The organism is Ferroplasma sp. Type II, from assembly GCF_000496155.1.
On the sequence record NZ_KI542717.1, the window covers coordinates 45,242 to 57,774 of the forward strand.

The 12,533-nt window shown below is 38.2% G+C and carries 12 protein-coding genes, 3 tRNA genes and 2 pseudogenes; 12 read left to right on the forward strand and 5 right to left on the reverse strand.

Going from position 1 to position 12,533, the window contains the following annotated elements:
• The first annotated feature begins 89 nt into the window (after window positions 1-89).
• The 5 genes and pseudogenes from AMDU4_RS06250 to AMDU4_RS06270 all read left to right on the forward strand — a co-directional run bounded on the left by AMDU4_RS06250 (window position 90) and on the right by AMDU4_RS06270 (window position 2,902).
• Window positions 90-1,097: an amidohydrolase family protein gene (locus AMDU4_RS06250; protein ID WP_021787139.1), complete on the forward strand. Its 1,008-nt coding sequence runs from the start codon at window positions 90-92 to the stop codon at window positions 1,095-1,097.
• 39 nt (window positions 1,098-1,136) lie between these two features.
• A complete protein-coding gene (ribB, locus tag AMDU4_RS06255; protein WP_021787140.1) occupies window positions 1,137-1,814 on the forward strand; it encodes a 3,4-dihydroxy-2-butanone-4-phosphate synthase in 678 nt (225 codons plus the stop codon).
• Window positions 1,811-2,303 (forward strand): annotated as a pseudogene (ribC, locus tag AMDU4_RS06260) (riboflavin synthase). The gene ribB and the pseudogene ribC overlap by 4 nt, the downstream one beginning before the upstream one ends.
• A gap of 10 nt (window positions 2,304-2,313) precedes the next feature.
• Complete coding sequence (gene ribH / locus AMDU4_RS06265; protein ID WP_021787142.1) at window positions 2,314-2,730, forward strand: 6,7-dimethyl-8-ribityllumazine synthase; 417 nt, start codon at window positions 2,314-2,316, stop codon at window positions 2,728-2,730.
• 97 nt (window positions 2,731-2,827) lie between these two features.
• Window positions 2,828-2,902 (forward strand) — tRNA-Arg (locus AMDU4_RS06270).
• A gap of 2 nt (window positions 2,903-2,904) precedes the next feature.
• Here the strand turns inward: AMDU4_RS06270 and AMDU4_RS06275 are convergent.
• From AMDU4_RS06275 to AMDU4_RS06290, 3 genes and pseudogenes are all read right to left on the reverse strand, one after another.
• The gene (locus AMDU4_RS06275) at window positions 2,905-3,483 is read right to left on the reverse strand and encodes a DNA polymerase sliding clamp (protein ID WP_021787143.1); all 579 of its coding nucleotides are present in this window, start codon (window positions 3,481-3,483) and stop codon (window positions 2,905-2,907) included.
• The gene (locus AMDU4_RS06280) at window positions 3,473-3,646 is read right to left on the reverse strand and encodes a DNA polymerase sliding clamp (protein WP_021787144.1); all 174 of its coding nucleotides are present in this window, start codon (window positions 3,644-3,646) and stop codon (window positions 3,473-3,475) included. The genes AMDU4_RS06275 and AMDU4_RS06280 overlap by 11 nt, the downstream gene beginning before the upstream one ends.
• Window positions 3,647-3,706: 60 nt before the next feature.
• Window positions 3,707-4,956 (reverse strand): annotated as a pseudogene (locus AMDU4_RS06290) (Glu/Leu/Phe/Val dehydrogenase).
• 128 nt (window positions 4,957-5,084) lie between these two features.
• Here AMDU4_RS06290 and AMDU4_RS06295 point away from each other — a divergent pair.
• Both AMDU4_RS06295 and AMDU4_RS06300 read left to right on the forward strand, forming a co-directional pair.
• On the forward strand, window positions 5,085-5,576 hold the full coding sequence (locus tag AMDU4_RS06295; protein WP_021787147.1) for a DUF2250 domain-containing protein: 492 nt from the start codon (window positions 5,085-5,087) through the stop codon (window positions 5,574-5,576).
• A 31-nt stretch (window positions 5,577-5,607) separates the two neighbouring features.
• A tRNA-Gly gene (locus tag AMDU4_RS06300) sits at window positions 5,608-5,680 on the forward strand.
• Between the two features lie 238 nt (window positions 5,681-5,918).
• On the opposite strand, the gene AMDU4_RS06305 is transcribed toward AMDU4_RS06300, so the two are convergent.
• Complete coding sequence (locus AMDU4_RS06305; RefSeq protein ID WP_290704383.1) at window positions 5,919-6,095, reverse strand: hypothetical protein; 177 nt, start codon at window positions 6,093-6,095, stop codon at window positions 5,919-5,921.
• A gap of 46 nt (window positions 6,096-6,141) precedes the next feature.
• On the opposite strand from AMDU4_RS06305, the gene AMDU4_RS06310 reads away from it, so the two are divergent.
• The 5 genes from AMDU4_RS06310 (at window position 6,142) to AMDU4_RS06330 (ending at window position 10,479) form a co-directional block, all read left to right on the forward strand.
• Complete coding sequence (locus AMDU4_RS06310; protein WP_021787149.1) at window positions 6,142-6,996, forward strand: cation diffusion facilitator family transporter; 855 nt, start codon at window positions 6,142-6,144, stop codon at window positions 6,994-6,996.
• A gap of 298 nt (window positions 6,997-7,294) precedes the next feature.
• Entirely contained in the window at window positions 7,295-8,287 is a 993-nt protein-coding gene (locus AMDU4_RS06315) for a 60S ribosomal export protein NMD3 (RefSeq protein ID WP_021787150.1), read from the forward strand.
• 32 nt (window positions 8,288-8,319) lie between these two features.
• Entirely contained in the window at window positions 8,320-9,567 is a 1,248-nt protein-coding gene (locus AMDU4_RS06320) for an arginine deiminase family protein (RefSeq protein ID WP_290704386.1), read from the forward strand.
• A 179-nt stretch (window positions 9,568-9,746) separates the two neighbouring features.
• Window positions 9,747-10,379, forward strand: a complete 633-nt coding sequence (locus AMDU4_RS06325) for a 30S ribosomal protein S3ae (protein ID WP_021787152.1) — start codon at window positions 9,747-9,749, stop codon at window positions 10,377-10,379.
• A gap of 11 nt (window positions 10,380-10,390) precedes the next feature.
• Window positions 10,391-10,479 (forward strand) — tRNA-Met (locus AMDU4_RS06330).
• 101 nt (window positions 10,480-10,580) lie between these two features.
• On the opposite strand, the gene AMDU4_RS06335 is transcribed toward AMDU4_RS06330, so the two are convergent.
• Window positions 10,581-12,497 carry a thioredoxin domain-containing protein gene (locus tag AMDU4_RS06335; protein ID WP_021787153.1) on the reverse strand — a complete coding sequence of 639 codons (1,917 nt, stop codon included), beginning with the start codon at window positions 12,495-12,497 and terminating at the stop codon, window positions 10,581-10,583.
• Window positions 12,498-12,533 lie beyond the last annotated feature (36 nt).

Genomic DNA, 12,533 nt, shown 5'->3' on the forward strand with positions numbered 1-12,533 from the left:
TCATACTTTAAAATTAAAATAATAGAGTAATTACTTATATATGTGAAAAATATACATAATACCTGTTTAAGGGAATTCGGTGATACAAAATGATATTTACAGGCAATATATATTATAATGGCAGGATGAGAAAAGGCACACTGTCAGTAGGAGAAGAAACAAATTTTACAGACAGCGTGGCAAATAATGGAATGTACGGTACCCTTATTCCGATGCCTGTCAACGCACATACACATATCGGTGATTCTTTTATCAGAGACGAGCCCAGGGGTGAGCTGCCAGAAATTGTTGGGCCAGGGGGTTTCAAACACAGGCAGCTGGAAAATTCCTCAGATGACATTATAATGGAAGGAATAAAAAATTCAACCAGCTTCATGGAAAAATCTGGTATCCTGTCATACTTCGACTTTAGAGAGAATGGGATCAAGGGTGCTGAATTCATAAATCATACGGATAGGGAATATATAAGGCCTGTAGTACTTGGAAGGCCTTTCAAAAATGAGAGTATACAGGCAATACTGGATAATGCCAATGGCATAGGTTTGAGCTCAATCTCCGATATGGAATATGAGGAAGCGATTAAAGCCAGCATGCTTGCTAAAAAGAACAATAAAATCATGGCCCTTCATTTCAGTGAGAATGTTAGGGAGGATATTGACATGGTATTAAATTTGAACCCTGACTTTCTGGTACATGGAATTGAGGCTCATGAAAGCGATCTTCAAAAAATTAAATCCAAAAATATACCGATTGTGATCACACCCCGATCCAACATATTTTTTGGAAAAAGGCCAGATTATGGAAAATTTACATTAGCCGGGATAGAACTGATGATGGGCACAGATAATGTGTTTATTACGGAACCCGATTTATTTGCCGAAATGGATTTTCTTTACAGATATCAGAGATTTAATACCTATATAAGCCCCAGTGAAATACTCAGGTTCGCTATTGATAACCCAAGGAAATTTATGGAAAAAAGTGGAATGACATATAATGAAAAATACATATTTTTCAAAAATGTACTTTTAAACGAATATCAGATAGTTACAAAGAAACATTATTTTAACCCGATTAATATAACCAAATATGAGTAAATACCAAACTATTAAATAATCTGCGGTGATACTGCCTCTATGTATTCGGAGGCAATAGATTTATTAAAAAATGGAAAACCTGTTCTCATCTTTGATGCCGACGACAGAGAGGGAGAAACAGATATAGTTATTCCATCAGAGTACATTACAAAGGATTTCATACGAATTATGAGGAAAGATGGTGGAGGGCTGATCTGTACAACAATCAAAGAGGAAGACGCAGATATGCTGAACATTCCCTATATAGAAGACCTCTATAGAAAATGCCTGGACATGGATAAATCAGTACTGGATGCTACAGATATGAAATACGACAAAAACAGCACTTTTTCTATTACAATAAATTCAAGGAACACATTCACAGGGATTTCTGATAAGGACCGTGCGGCAACAGTAAGGGAATTTGCTGAATTTGTAGGAAATATCAGGAAGAAGGGGTTAACTTCACAGGACTTTGGGCATAAATTCAGAACACCGGGGCATATACACCTCCTGATAGCAACTAAAGGGTATTTTTCAAAAAGGAAAGGGCATACCGAGCTCAGTACATACTTAATGGATCAGGCAGATCTCATTCCAAGTGCCACTATAGTGGAAATGCTGGATGATAACGGTAAGTCAATGAGCAGAGAAAAAACAGAGAAATATGCCAGTGAACATGGATATGGATTCGTTACCGGGAAAGAAATACTTAATCAGTGGGGTGGTTACTACTGAAAAAGATAGGCATAGTTGATACCACGTTTGCCAGATATGACATGGCTTCATCTGCTATTGATGAACTTTACAGTATGGGCACAGGCTTTACAGTAGTTCGTTACACCGTGCCCGGCATAAAGGATATACCGGTTGCCTGTAAAATTCTTTTTGAAGATGGCGAATGTGATATAATAATGGCACTGGGCATGCCAGGGGGAATGCCGGTGGATAAGATGTCTGCACAGATTGCCTCAACAGGAATAATGGAAGTTCAGCTAGAGGAAAAAAGGCATATTATAGAGGTCTTTGTTCATGAGGATGAGGCAAAGGATGACAAAGAACTGGCATGGCTTTCAGACAGGAGAGCAAGGGAACATGCCATAAATACATATAACCTGCTTTTTGATCCGGGAAAAATTAACTGCAAATGCTGGGACAGGGTTAAGGCAGGGATTTGATGACAAAGGCCCGGCAATGGATAGCAATGGCTATTCACATAGACATTAGGTGATAAAATATGGAAAAAATTAGAATAGGAATAGTTGTATCGGAATTTAACTATGACATAACAATGATGATGCTGCAGAGAGCAACAGAATATGCGAATTTTCTCTCTGTGGATGTACATAAGGTTTTCAGGGTGCCAGGAACCTTTGATATGCCTCTGGCAATAAAGAAATTGCTGAAGATGGATGACATTGACGGGGTTGTCACACTGGGAGCGGTGATTAAGGGAGAAACAGACCACCATAAAGTCATTATGGACAATGCTGCCAGAAAAATAACAGATTTGTCCCTTGAATACGAAAAACCGGTGGCTCTTGGAATATCGGGATCAGGAGAATCCAGGCTTCAGGCAGAGGCAAGAATAGAAATGGCAAAGGATGCTGTTGAAAGCTGCGTTAAAATGGTTAAAAGTTTAAGATCCCTTTGAATAAAATAATTTTCCCAGTAAAATTCTTCCTGTAAATATTTATTTTTACATAATAATTAAAAAAAATTAAATGCCTTTGTTTAATTACCTATGAAATGGGCACGTGGCCTAGCATGGATAGGGCAACAGCCTCCTAAGCTGTAAATCAGGGGTCCAAATCCCCTCGTGCCCGCCTTATGATTCCATTCTTGGTGCAAGCAGAAATCTTCCTTTTATTCTCTCTGGCGATTCTGTTCCCAGATTGAATTCTATGGTAAGTGGATAATCACTTTTGAATGAAAGTTTTATTTCCTCGTTTGGGGATACAGATTTCATAAACTTAAGCAGGTATTCAAGCGGATATGATGATTTTATTGACTCCTTGCACTGAATTTCCTTAAGCATATCCTTTGGGAGTATCATTTCGCTTTCATCTGCATCTGACATTGATTTGGCCGAAAAACTGTCGGGGTTCATAGTAAGCCTTATGGCGTCTGATACATCCTCTGCTGCCCTTAAACCCTTTTCAAGATCTCCTTTGTTAAGCACAATGTAATCTTCTGCAACAATCTGGGGAACTCTGGGTGTAGTTATCTGGTTGTTGTCCAGTAATGAAATGCTTTTGATAATGTTGCCTATCTCGAATCTTAATTTTTCCTTATCCTTTGTAATTATAAAGGAATCGTTTCCAGAAGCAAGTTTCAGAATCCCCTTTACTTTTTCCAGATCCATGGACAACTCTTCCTCATTGTCAATATCATATTCAGAAAGCACACCCTTTGGGAATTTCCAGAGAAACCATGGCTACGTGAGCCGGATCTACAGCATTTACAGATATGCCCTGCTGGCTTATTTTGAATTTGGCTTCTGTGACAACAGTACTCAGCATGTCAACTACGTCTTTAAGATTCTTTACAGAAATGTTCATTCTTGTCATATAATCATGACATGGATTGGTATATTATAAATATTCTTTTTGGAAAAACAAAAATAAAAATTAATTTAAGAGTCCTCTGGCCTTCATTGCGTCCAGTACTCTCTGTATTGCTATTATATATGCCGCTGTTCTTGGGTCTGTATTATATTTTTCATGAGTTGCCAGGACATCCTTGGTGGCAAATGTCATTTTCTGATTCAGTTTATTGTAAACTGTATCTTCTGTCCAGTAATCGCCGGTTATGTTCTGAACCCATTCAAAGTATGATACTGTTACACCTCCTGCATTTGAAAGGAAATCAGGCAGAAGCAGTACATTGTTTTTATAGAATACTCATCTGCCTCTGGGGTTGATGGCCCGTTTGCCAGTTCAAGTACTATCTTTGCCTTTACCTTAGATGCGTTCTCGCCAGTAAGCTGGTCTTCTATTGCTGAAGGTATAAGCACATCAATATCCGACTCAAGAAGTTCCTCGTTTGTTATGTTTTTTGAGCCAGGGAAATTTTCTACTGTCCCAGTTTTTTCCTTGTGTGCAAGGAGTTCATTGTAATCTATTCCACTTTCCTTGTAGATTCCTCCACTTGAATCGGAAACTGCTACAACCTTTCCGCCAAACATCTCTTTTACAAATTTAACTGCAAATTGACCGGCATTTCCGAATCCCTGAACTGCGAATTTTGCCTTGGAAAGATCGACACCCTTATATTTTGCACCCTCCATTAATACATACATTCCTCCCTTGGCAGTTGCATCGCCCCTTCCCAGGGATCCGCCAATTGTCAATGGTTTTCCTGTAATAACGCCAGGAGCTGAATGCCTTACTATTTTCTCATATTCATCCATCATCCATCCCATTATCTGTGGTGTGGTGTAAACATCTGGAGCGGGAACATCTATTTCAGGGCCTATGAAATTAGCTATTGCATCTATATAGCCCCTGCTTAATCTTTCAAGTTCTCTCTTGCTCATTTTTTTCGGATCGCATATTATTCCGCCTTTTGCACCACCGAAAGGAAGACCCAGAAGGGCTGTTTTCCATGTCATCCATGCAGAAAGGGCTTTTACCTCCGAAAGATTTTCCTTAATATAATATCTTATTCCGCCCTTCATGGGTCCTCTTGCATTATTGTAATGTACCCTGAATCCTGTAAAAACCTGTGTTTCGCCATTATCCATCTTTACAGGTATGCTTACCTGAAGGATCTCTTTAGGAGAGCTCAAAAGCTCTATACTGGCCTTATCAAGTTTCATAACTTTTGCAGCCTTATTGAGCTGCTCGAGAGCAATATCAAACGGATCTAAATTTTCCATATAAACACCAATTTGAAATCACTAACGGGTAATTTAAGGTTTGCTTTAACACCAATATAGTGACCATTGATAACACGTATCCTGCAGTAAATTAAATTTTTATATTTTAATAACATTGGAAATGATATATGGAATGTGAAGAAATAAAAAAAATGCTGGCAATGAACCATGAAATGCTTATGGTTCTAGAACATTTTCAACTGGCAAAACTTGATTACGCAAAAAATATAAAAATTTATACCAGCATACCTCAAGGAAATGTCCAAATATATATAGAAAGGCTTTATTCCATGGGATTAATAGAAAAATATAGTGGTTCCTCAGTCAAAAGAACACAGGCAAAGCTGAAGAAGACTAATGAAGTTCATAAGCACCACACATATTATGAAATAACAAATAAAGGCCATTACATACTCAAGGATATGACAGAAAGAGAATACATAAAACACATTGAAATAGATTGCCTAAAATTGCTTTCATTGAAACGGATAAGGAAAGATTGCCCGGATAGATGCAAAAAGCTATATGAGATGGGGCTTATGGACAAGAATTATGAACCAACTGACATGGGTTTTGCTGTCCTTGATCTGGCCAGGAGAAGGCAAATAAGAATATTATAAATTTATATATTGTAAAATAATACCCAAAGAAGCGATTGTGGTGTAGCCTGGTATCACAGTGGCTTCCCAAGCCACTAACCCGGGTCCAAATCCCGGCAATCGCATTGTAATAAAGGTTTAATGCTGGTAAATATTATAGAAAATCCAGTGAAAGTTTTTTGCCGGAATTCATAATATCCAGAAAAATTGTTTTATATGGACAGGGGCATGAGCTACAATTGATTTTCATCTACTTTCTCTATGTGTGTCCAGCAAATGTCAGGGAATTTATAAGTGGTGCTTCTGCAGCAGTAGGGAAGAGTTTTTAGGAACTTCCTTCCCCTTGCAATTGTCGGAGTTGTTTCAGAATTCATGATTTTTTCCAGTCTTATCTGAACCGTCTGCTGTTGGGTAACTCTTAACAATAACTCTGTTGTCTGAGTCAAAGATAAAGGATCTGGAATATAGTTCTGGCGAAAATACATTGCTTAACTTACCCAGTTCATAAAAATTTTTTAAAACAATGCCATTTTTTCCCATGTTCATTTCTCAACAAATATTTTTATTGATGTTATAATGTTGTTATATGGAAAAGGGAAACCCGGCCGGGAGGAGAGGACGTGTAGCTATTGCAAATGCCCTTTACTGGATCCTCTTTCTTGCATTCCTTCTAAGTTTCATTTCCAGCAGGAATGCCTTATCAATGGCTCTCGTCTCCGATCGAATAGTGGATGCTGCGGGGATGACAATTGCACTGGCCTCATACAGCATTGTCCAGCTACCGCCCACTGGGAAGTTTACTTATGGTTTTCACAGGCTCGAGAGCATTTTCAGTGTGCTACTTATTATGACATTTATTTTACTGCTGCTTTATACAGCAATCATCTCTATACCTGAGATTTACAGTTCAAGGATACATTCGCCCCTGTACACCGTCTATAGCTCCGCACTGTCGCTGCTTCTTCTGCCAATAATTGCCCTGCTCCTCCACGGTGATGAAAATCTCACAACAAAGACCATGGGCATCCACACCCTTCAGGATATATTTACCACTGCCCTTGCACTTGTCGGCTCTCTGATCCTTATATTATATCCCTCTGGATTTGTTCTTTTCATGTTCGTCATTGTGATAATTGTAGTATCCATTATCATGAACTGGGGATTGATCACGGGAAATATTCGCCTACTCATGGAAGGCACAGACATAAACACTGTTGAGATTGAGTCTTCTCTTAAACAAAGGTTTCCAATGGTTCACCACCTCCATATCTGGGATGTCTGCAGGCATTACAGGATGGCTACCGTCCATGTCTATGCAGCCAATAACAGCAGTTTACTGGAGCTGGAACCTGTGAGGAGGGAAATTGATGATTACCTGAAAGAATACGGAGTCAATCACCTCACGCTGCAGTTTGAACCTTCTCCAGAATTGAAACATTAGAGTTTTATAAGTTCGAAAAGTGGCATGATGGGGATTTCTTCAATAAATTTTCTGTAAAAGATGGGAGCTCCCCTGTGTTCCGGTTAGACAATAATAGAGATGATGGCATATTCTAATTGTATGTCGACAGCGATACAGGGAACTGGAGCTCTGTAACCGGCATTAGGACTTGGTAATGGATTCTTGCGACCCATCCAGGCCGTGAGGAATGATGGCGAAGCAAAGGTGAAAACCTTCAATGCTTTAGGTAAGGAGGGAATGTCAGAAGGTTAAATAAGCTGTTGTAATATTAAATAATATGAAATGTATTCTATGTGGGAAAAATGAGGCGTTTAAGTTTGGCCTCTGTGAAAGTTGCCTATCAGACAAAATTCACCTTAAATCAGAGAACATGGATTTTACCATATGCCCCAAATGCGGTGCAGTGAGACTCAACAAGAAATGGCATTATGACGACACTGAAAAATTTATAGTCAAAAATGCTGTTTCTCACATAATTCTGGATAAATCCGACAAAATTTCCAGTGTAAGATCTTATAAAATAGATGAAAACCAGATATTTATGGAGGTTGCGGTAGATGACAGAAATCTCGGTGAAGTGAATAAAGAAATAGCAATTAATCTTAAGATAAACAAAGAAAGCTGCCCTGTTTGCAACAAAGTTACGGGTTCCTATTATGAAGCGGTTATACAGTTAAGGACGTTCACTACTGAATACGGAAAAATTCTCGAAGATGTAAAAGAAACAATAGTAAAATTTATGAAAAACATGAATAAGAATGACCCTAACTCTTTCATCTCCAGAATTGATACACTAAAGGAGGGGCTCGATATATACCTTGGCAAGAAAGAGGACGCAGTCAAGATTGACAAACTTATGGAACTGGACTATTTTTGCAATATGAAAATTACAAAATCACTTGCAGGGAGAAAGGATAGCAAGGATCTTTTTAGATACACGCATCTCATCAGAATTCTTGACCTTGTCAAGGGGTCAGTAATTTATTACAAGAAATATTATATGATCAAAAACATCAGGCCAAATACTATGGAGCTTCTGGATATCCAGAAAGGCGGCACTATTACCATAAGCTCTAAGGAATTTTTCCGTGGAACTTTCAGGATAGTGATAAAAGAACCGGAGGTTACAAAGTTTATCGTTTTATCAAGTACAGATGAAGAAACACAACTTATGAATTCTAAAACCTTTGACATTATAACATACCGAAAACCATTTCATGAAAAGGAGGTAAATCTCTACAGGTATGATGGGGTTTTCTATCCACTGTGAAAAACATTTTAAAGCTTTTGCAATATGCTCATATGGAAATAAAATCAGAATGGGGGAGGTTAAGCAAAGTTATAATGCATAGACCAGGCACGGAAATAACTTATGCAATGCTGGCTCCAAAACCATTCCTTTTTGAGCGCCCCTTTAACTATTCTATCGCAAGTAAAGAACATCAATCACTGGAAAATGTACTGAAAGAAAATGGTGTGCATGTTGATCTTCTGGAAAATTTAATTGTTGATGAGGCTGAAAACAAAAGGTCGTTCAGGAAAAAACTGGAAGAGAAAATAATGTCACTGGTAAGTTTTTACGGCACAAAGGACTCGGTGGAAATTGCTAAAAATGATATGGTTAAGAATATAAGATATGTGGATTCTCTGTCATTATTCCAGGCATTAATAATGGAGCCCTCAATAGATCTTAAAGAGTATGTGGCCGGAATACAGTACCCAAGGGTATATTCCAATCTTCCACTGGCTAATCTCTATTTTATGAGGGATCAGCAGGCCATATCCTCCGGTGTGCTCATAGGCAACATGAAAATGCAGCAGCGCAGAAAAGAGACAGATATAACATCCTTTGTATTCCAGGAAATCCTCGGGATTAAAACCAAGAAAATAATAAGGGGATTCTTTGAGGGAGGTGATTTTATGCCGGCCGGTGACTTTTGCCTTATAGGCACAGGTAACAGAACGGATGAAACAGGGGCAATGGAAGCCATTAACTCCGGGGTTTTTGATTTTCCACGGATAGTAATTGTTTCTAATCCATTATATGATTTTATGGATGGCCATGACATAATGGTCAATATGCATCTGGACACCTATTTCAATATCCCGGCAAAGGGCATAGCAATTACATCGGTAGTTCTGGCAAAATCTGCAACGTCAAGGATATATGCAAGAAATTCTAATGGAGATTATTCCCTGGAGTCAAGCACAACACTGTATAATTTTATGAAGGGCGAGGGCTATGAATTCATAGATCTTGGAATAAGTGAGCAACTTTCTTATTCATCAAATTTCCTGACACTATCAGATGGGAAAATAATAGCTATAGATTCTTCTAAAGTGATACACAAACTTCTTGCAGAGGATGTTTTCGATGCTGGCACACGCCATAAAATACTGAAAGATATGGAAATGAGAAAAGGAAAAATGTTCCCTGAAAGTGATGCAATGCTGAGAAGCGGGATAGATGTGATAAAAATTGATTTGAGTGAAATAACAGGTGGCTATGGGGGAGCACACTGCATGACTTCTGCTATCAGTAGAACATGATTTTCATATTTTTGCCCCTGTCAGTTAATTGCCTTAAATCAGGAAGATTAAAGCCTTAGCCAGTATAGATTTTATTTGGCAGAGAGATGGTATTAATTCGATATTTCGAAAACATTATAAATTTATAAGCAATAAAGTATTTCACTACTAAGTTAAGCTCAATTAATAAGAGGGATTTAATGGCAGATAGAAGAAGATCAACTACAAAGGATAAATGGAAGGAGAAGTCATGGTACACAATTGTTGCACCGTCATATTTCGGTGAGAAGGAGATAGGGTTAAGCCCAAGTGCAGACCCTAAATATATGATCAACAGGACTATAGCTGTTCCTGTATCTACATTTACAGGCAATTTTAAGAAGGCCAGTTCAATGGTTTTATTCCAGGTAGATAATTGCGAGGGAAAAAGATGCACTACAAAATTTATTGGCCATGAAGTCAGTGACGATACCATAAGAAGAATGGTCAGGAGAAGAAGAGAGAGAATGGATATAGTCACAGATGTAAAAACAAATGACCTGTACAATATAGCGGTTAAATTAGTGCTGGTAGCCGATCAGAAACTTACTGGCACAAAAAGGTCTGAGGTACGCGCCACAGTAGTTGATTACATTGTTAACAAAGCAAAAGAAATGGATCTTGGGGCATTTGCAAATTACATAATAGGAGACGATGTCTATGGAGATCTTGTAAATTCCATAAAGGATGTTTATCCTATCAGAAAGATAGAGGTAAGGAAGACGGAAATTGGAAAGCGTGATGAAATGCCTACTAATATGGAACAGGAGCCAGTCGAGGCTCTTCCAAACTGATATTTTTATAAGCCGGGGTGGCTCAGTTGGTAGAGCGTCGGACTCATAAGTGAAAAACTGAGATATCCGAAGGCCTCGGGTTCAATCCCCGACCCCGGCATGATATTAAAGGTTAATTTATCCAACATTAACACTGCCGGAAATAATCATTTAAATATACTGCAATTTTAAAGACAGAAAAGCATTATTTTTATAATAGCCTCAATGCCCTATTAAATTTTTTAGTTCTTGCAGGTTTCTTATAAGAAAACATTTACTGGTATCACACACTGAGATTTCATTATTCCCGGATTTGATAAAGAAATAGTCACTGGGATAGTGGTGTTGCAGGTAATCCAGTATTTCACCTGAATCTGTGCTTATTTTATAGAATTCAAGCAGATTGAAAAAGTATGAGACAGTATAAGAAAAGAAAATAGGCTGCACCTGAATGTCCTTTGCTATTCCCTTGATTGATTTTTCAAGCTCTTCTGCATATTTGTTATCAATATAATTGAAAACCACTAGATTTCCTACTTCAAAGGAAAAACCGGATGGTATGGCATTGTCATATGATTCCTTGAGCCTTACCAGGAGGTCTCCCCTGTTGCTATAAAATCCACCATTTGTTTCATCATAAAACTTTTCCATAAGGAGTTTATGAAGTTCCCTGGCATAATCAAGATATATTTCGTTTAATGATGCCTCATAAAGGGATAGGAGGCCGGAAACCATGAATGAATAATCATCAAATATGCCTTCAATTGAAGACTTTCCTTTCCTGAATGAATGCATGAGCCTGGCACTGGTGTACATATAATTCATAATAAAATCTGCTGAATTTTCTGCAGTTTGCAACATATTATTATCACTGAAAATCATGGATGCTATTGAAATGGCCTTTATCAAGAGTCCGTTTACATCGGCCAGTATCTTATCGTCTATCAATGGCTTTGTCCTCTTATCACGGATTTTTTTCAACGTTTCAAGCTCTTTTCTGTACATGGAAGTTGGATCACCCTGAATCCTCCTATCCATGTAGAGTATATTCCTGCCAGACTGCCTGGAATTGTTATCGTAGAAATTACCCTCTGGATTTATATTGAAATCAGAAACAAATTTTTTGCCTACAGATTCTACCAGTTCTGAATATGCCCATGTATAGAATTTCCCCTCCTCATTCTCAGAGTCAGCATCAACAGCCGTATAAAATCCACCTGAAAGCATTTCGTCCTTCAGAAATTTGTATATCTCATATACTACATTCTTATAGAAAGTATCTCCAGTGATATCATAGGCATAAGAATATGCCATTATTGCCATTGCCTGATCATATGCCATTTTTTCGAAATGAGGTATTCTGAAGAAAGGGTCGGTAGAATACCGGTGGAACCCCCCTCCAACGTGATCGTACATGCCACCCATATACATCATATGGAGCGAATATTCTGCCATTCCCAACGCATCCTTTGAGGTATATTTTTTATAGTAATTTAACAGGAAGATAATATGCTGAAATGAGGGAAATTTTGGTGCACTGCCAAATCCACCGTATTCGCTGTCATAATTTTTTTTAAGGGACTCATATGTTGATTCTATAATATTTTTATAATCCAGGGAAGTAGTTTTTGCCGCTTTGTTTTCCACGTTATTTAATCGTGATATTGCCTCATCTCCGTTTTTTTCCATTTCTTCTCTTTTATTTTTCCAGAGGTACGAAATATTGTCGCACAGGTCAGTTATGCCTATCATATTATTTCTTGAAACCCGTGGTATATAGGTGAATGCAAAAATAGGTTTTCTATCCGGTGTCAGTATTACATTAAGTGGCCATCCGCCCGTACCTGTCATTACCTGGCTTAAAGTCATATAAAGGCTGTCTATGTCAGGCCGCTCTTCCCTGTCTACCTTAATACATACAAATGTGCTGTTCATCTTTTCTGCCACAGCAGGATCCATGAAGCTTTCCTGTTCCATAACATGGCACCAGTGGCAGCTAGAATAACCAATGCTCAGGAAAACCGGTTTATTCTCTTTCTTTGCAAGATCAAATGCCTCATCTGACCAGGGATACCAGTCAACAGGATTATTTGAATGTTCTATTAGATATGGGCTGTTTTCATGTGCCAGTCTATTCATGAAAAGGTATGTTATTTTTCTATACAAATATATTGT

Coding starts and splice junctions, on each gene's coding strand:
- AMDU4_RS06250 (WP_021787139.1), top strand. CDS start 90: ATGATATTTACAGGCAATATATATTATAATGGCAGGATGAGAAAAGGC.
- ribB (WP_021787140.1), top strand. CDS start 1,137: ATGTATTCGGAGGCAATAGATTTATTAAAAAATGGAAAACCTGTTCTC.
- ribH (WP_021787142.1), top strand. CDS start 2,314: ATGGAAAAAATTAGAATAGGAATAGTTGTATCGGAATTTAACTATGAC.
- AMDU4_RS06280 (WP_021787144.1), bottom strand. CDS start 3,646: ATGACAAGAATGAACATTTCTGTAAAGAATCTTAAAGACGTAGTTGAC.
- AMDU4_RS06295 (WP_021787147.1), top strand. CDS start 5,085: ATGGAATGTGAAGAAATAAAAAAAATGCTGGCAATGAACCATGAAATG.
- AMDU4_RS06305 (WP_290704383.1), bottom strand. CDS start 6,095: ATGGGAAAAAATGGCATTGTTTTAAAAAATTTTTATGAACTGGGTAAG.
- AMDU4_RS06310 (WP_021787149.1), top strand. CDS start 6,142: ATGGAAAAGGGAAACCCGGCCGGGAGGAGAGGACGTGTAGCTATTGCA.
- AMDU4_RS06315 (WP_021787150.1), top strand. CDS start 7,295: ATGAAATGTATTCTATGTGGGAAAAATGAGGCGTTTAAGTTTGGCCTC.
- AMDU4_RS06320 (WP_290704386.1), top strand. CDS start 8,320: ATGGAAATAAAATCAGAATGGGGGAGGTTAAGCAAAGTTATAATGCAT.
- AMDU4_RS06325 (WP_021787152.1), top strand. CDS start 9,747: ATGGCAGATAGAAGAAGATCAACTACAAAGGATAAATGGAAGGAGAAG.
- AMDU4_RS06335 (WP_021787153.1), bottom strand. CDS start 12,497: ATGAATAGACTGGCACATGAAAACAGCCCATATCTAATAGAACATTCA.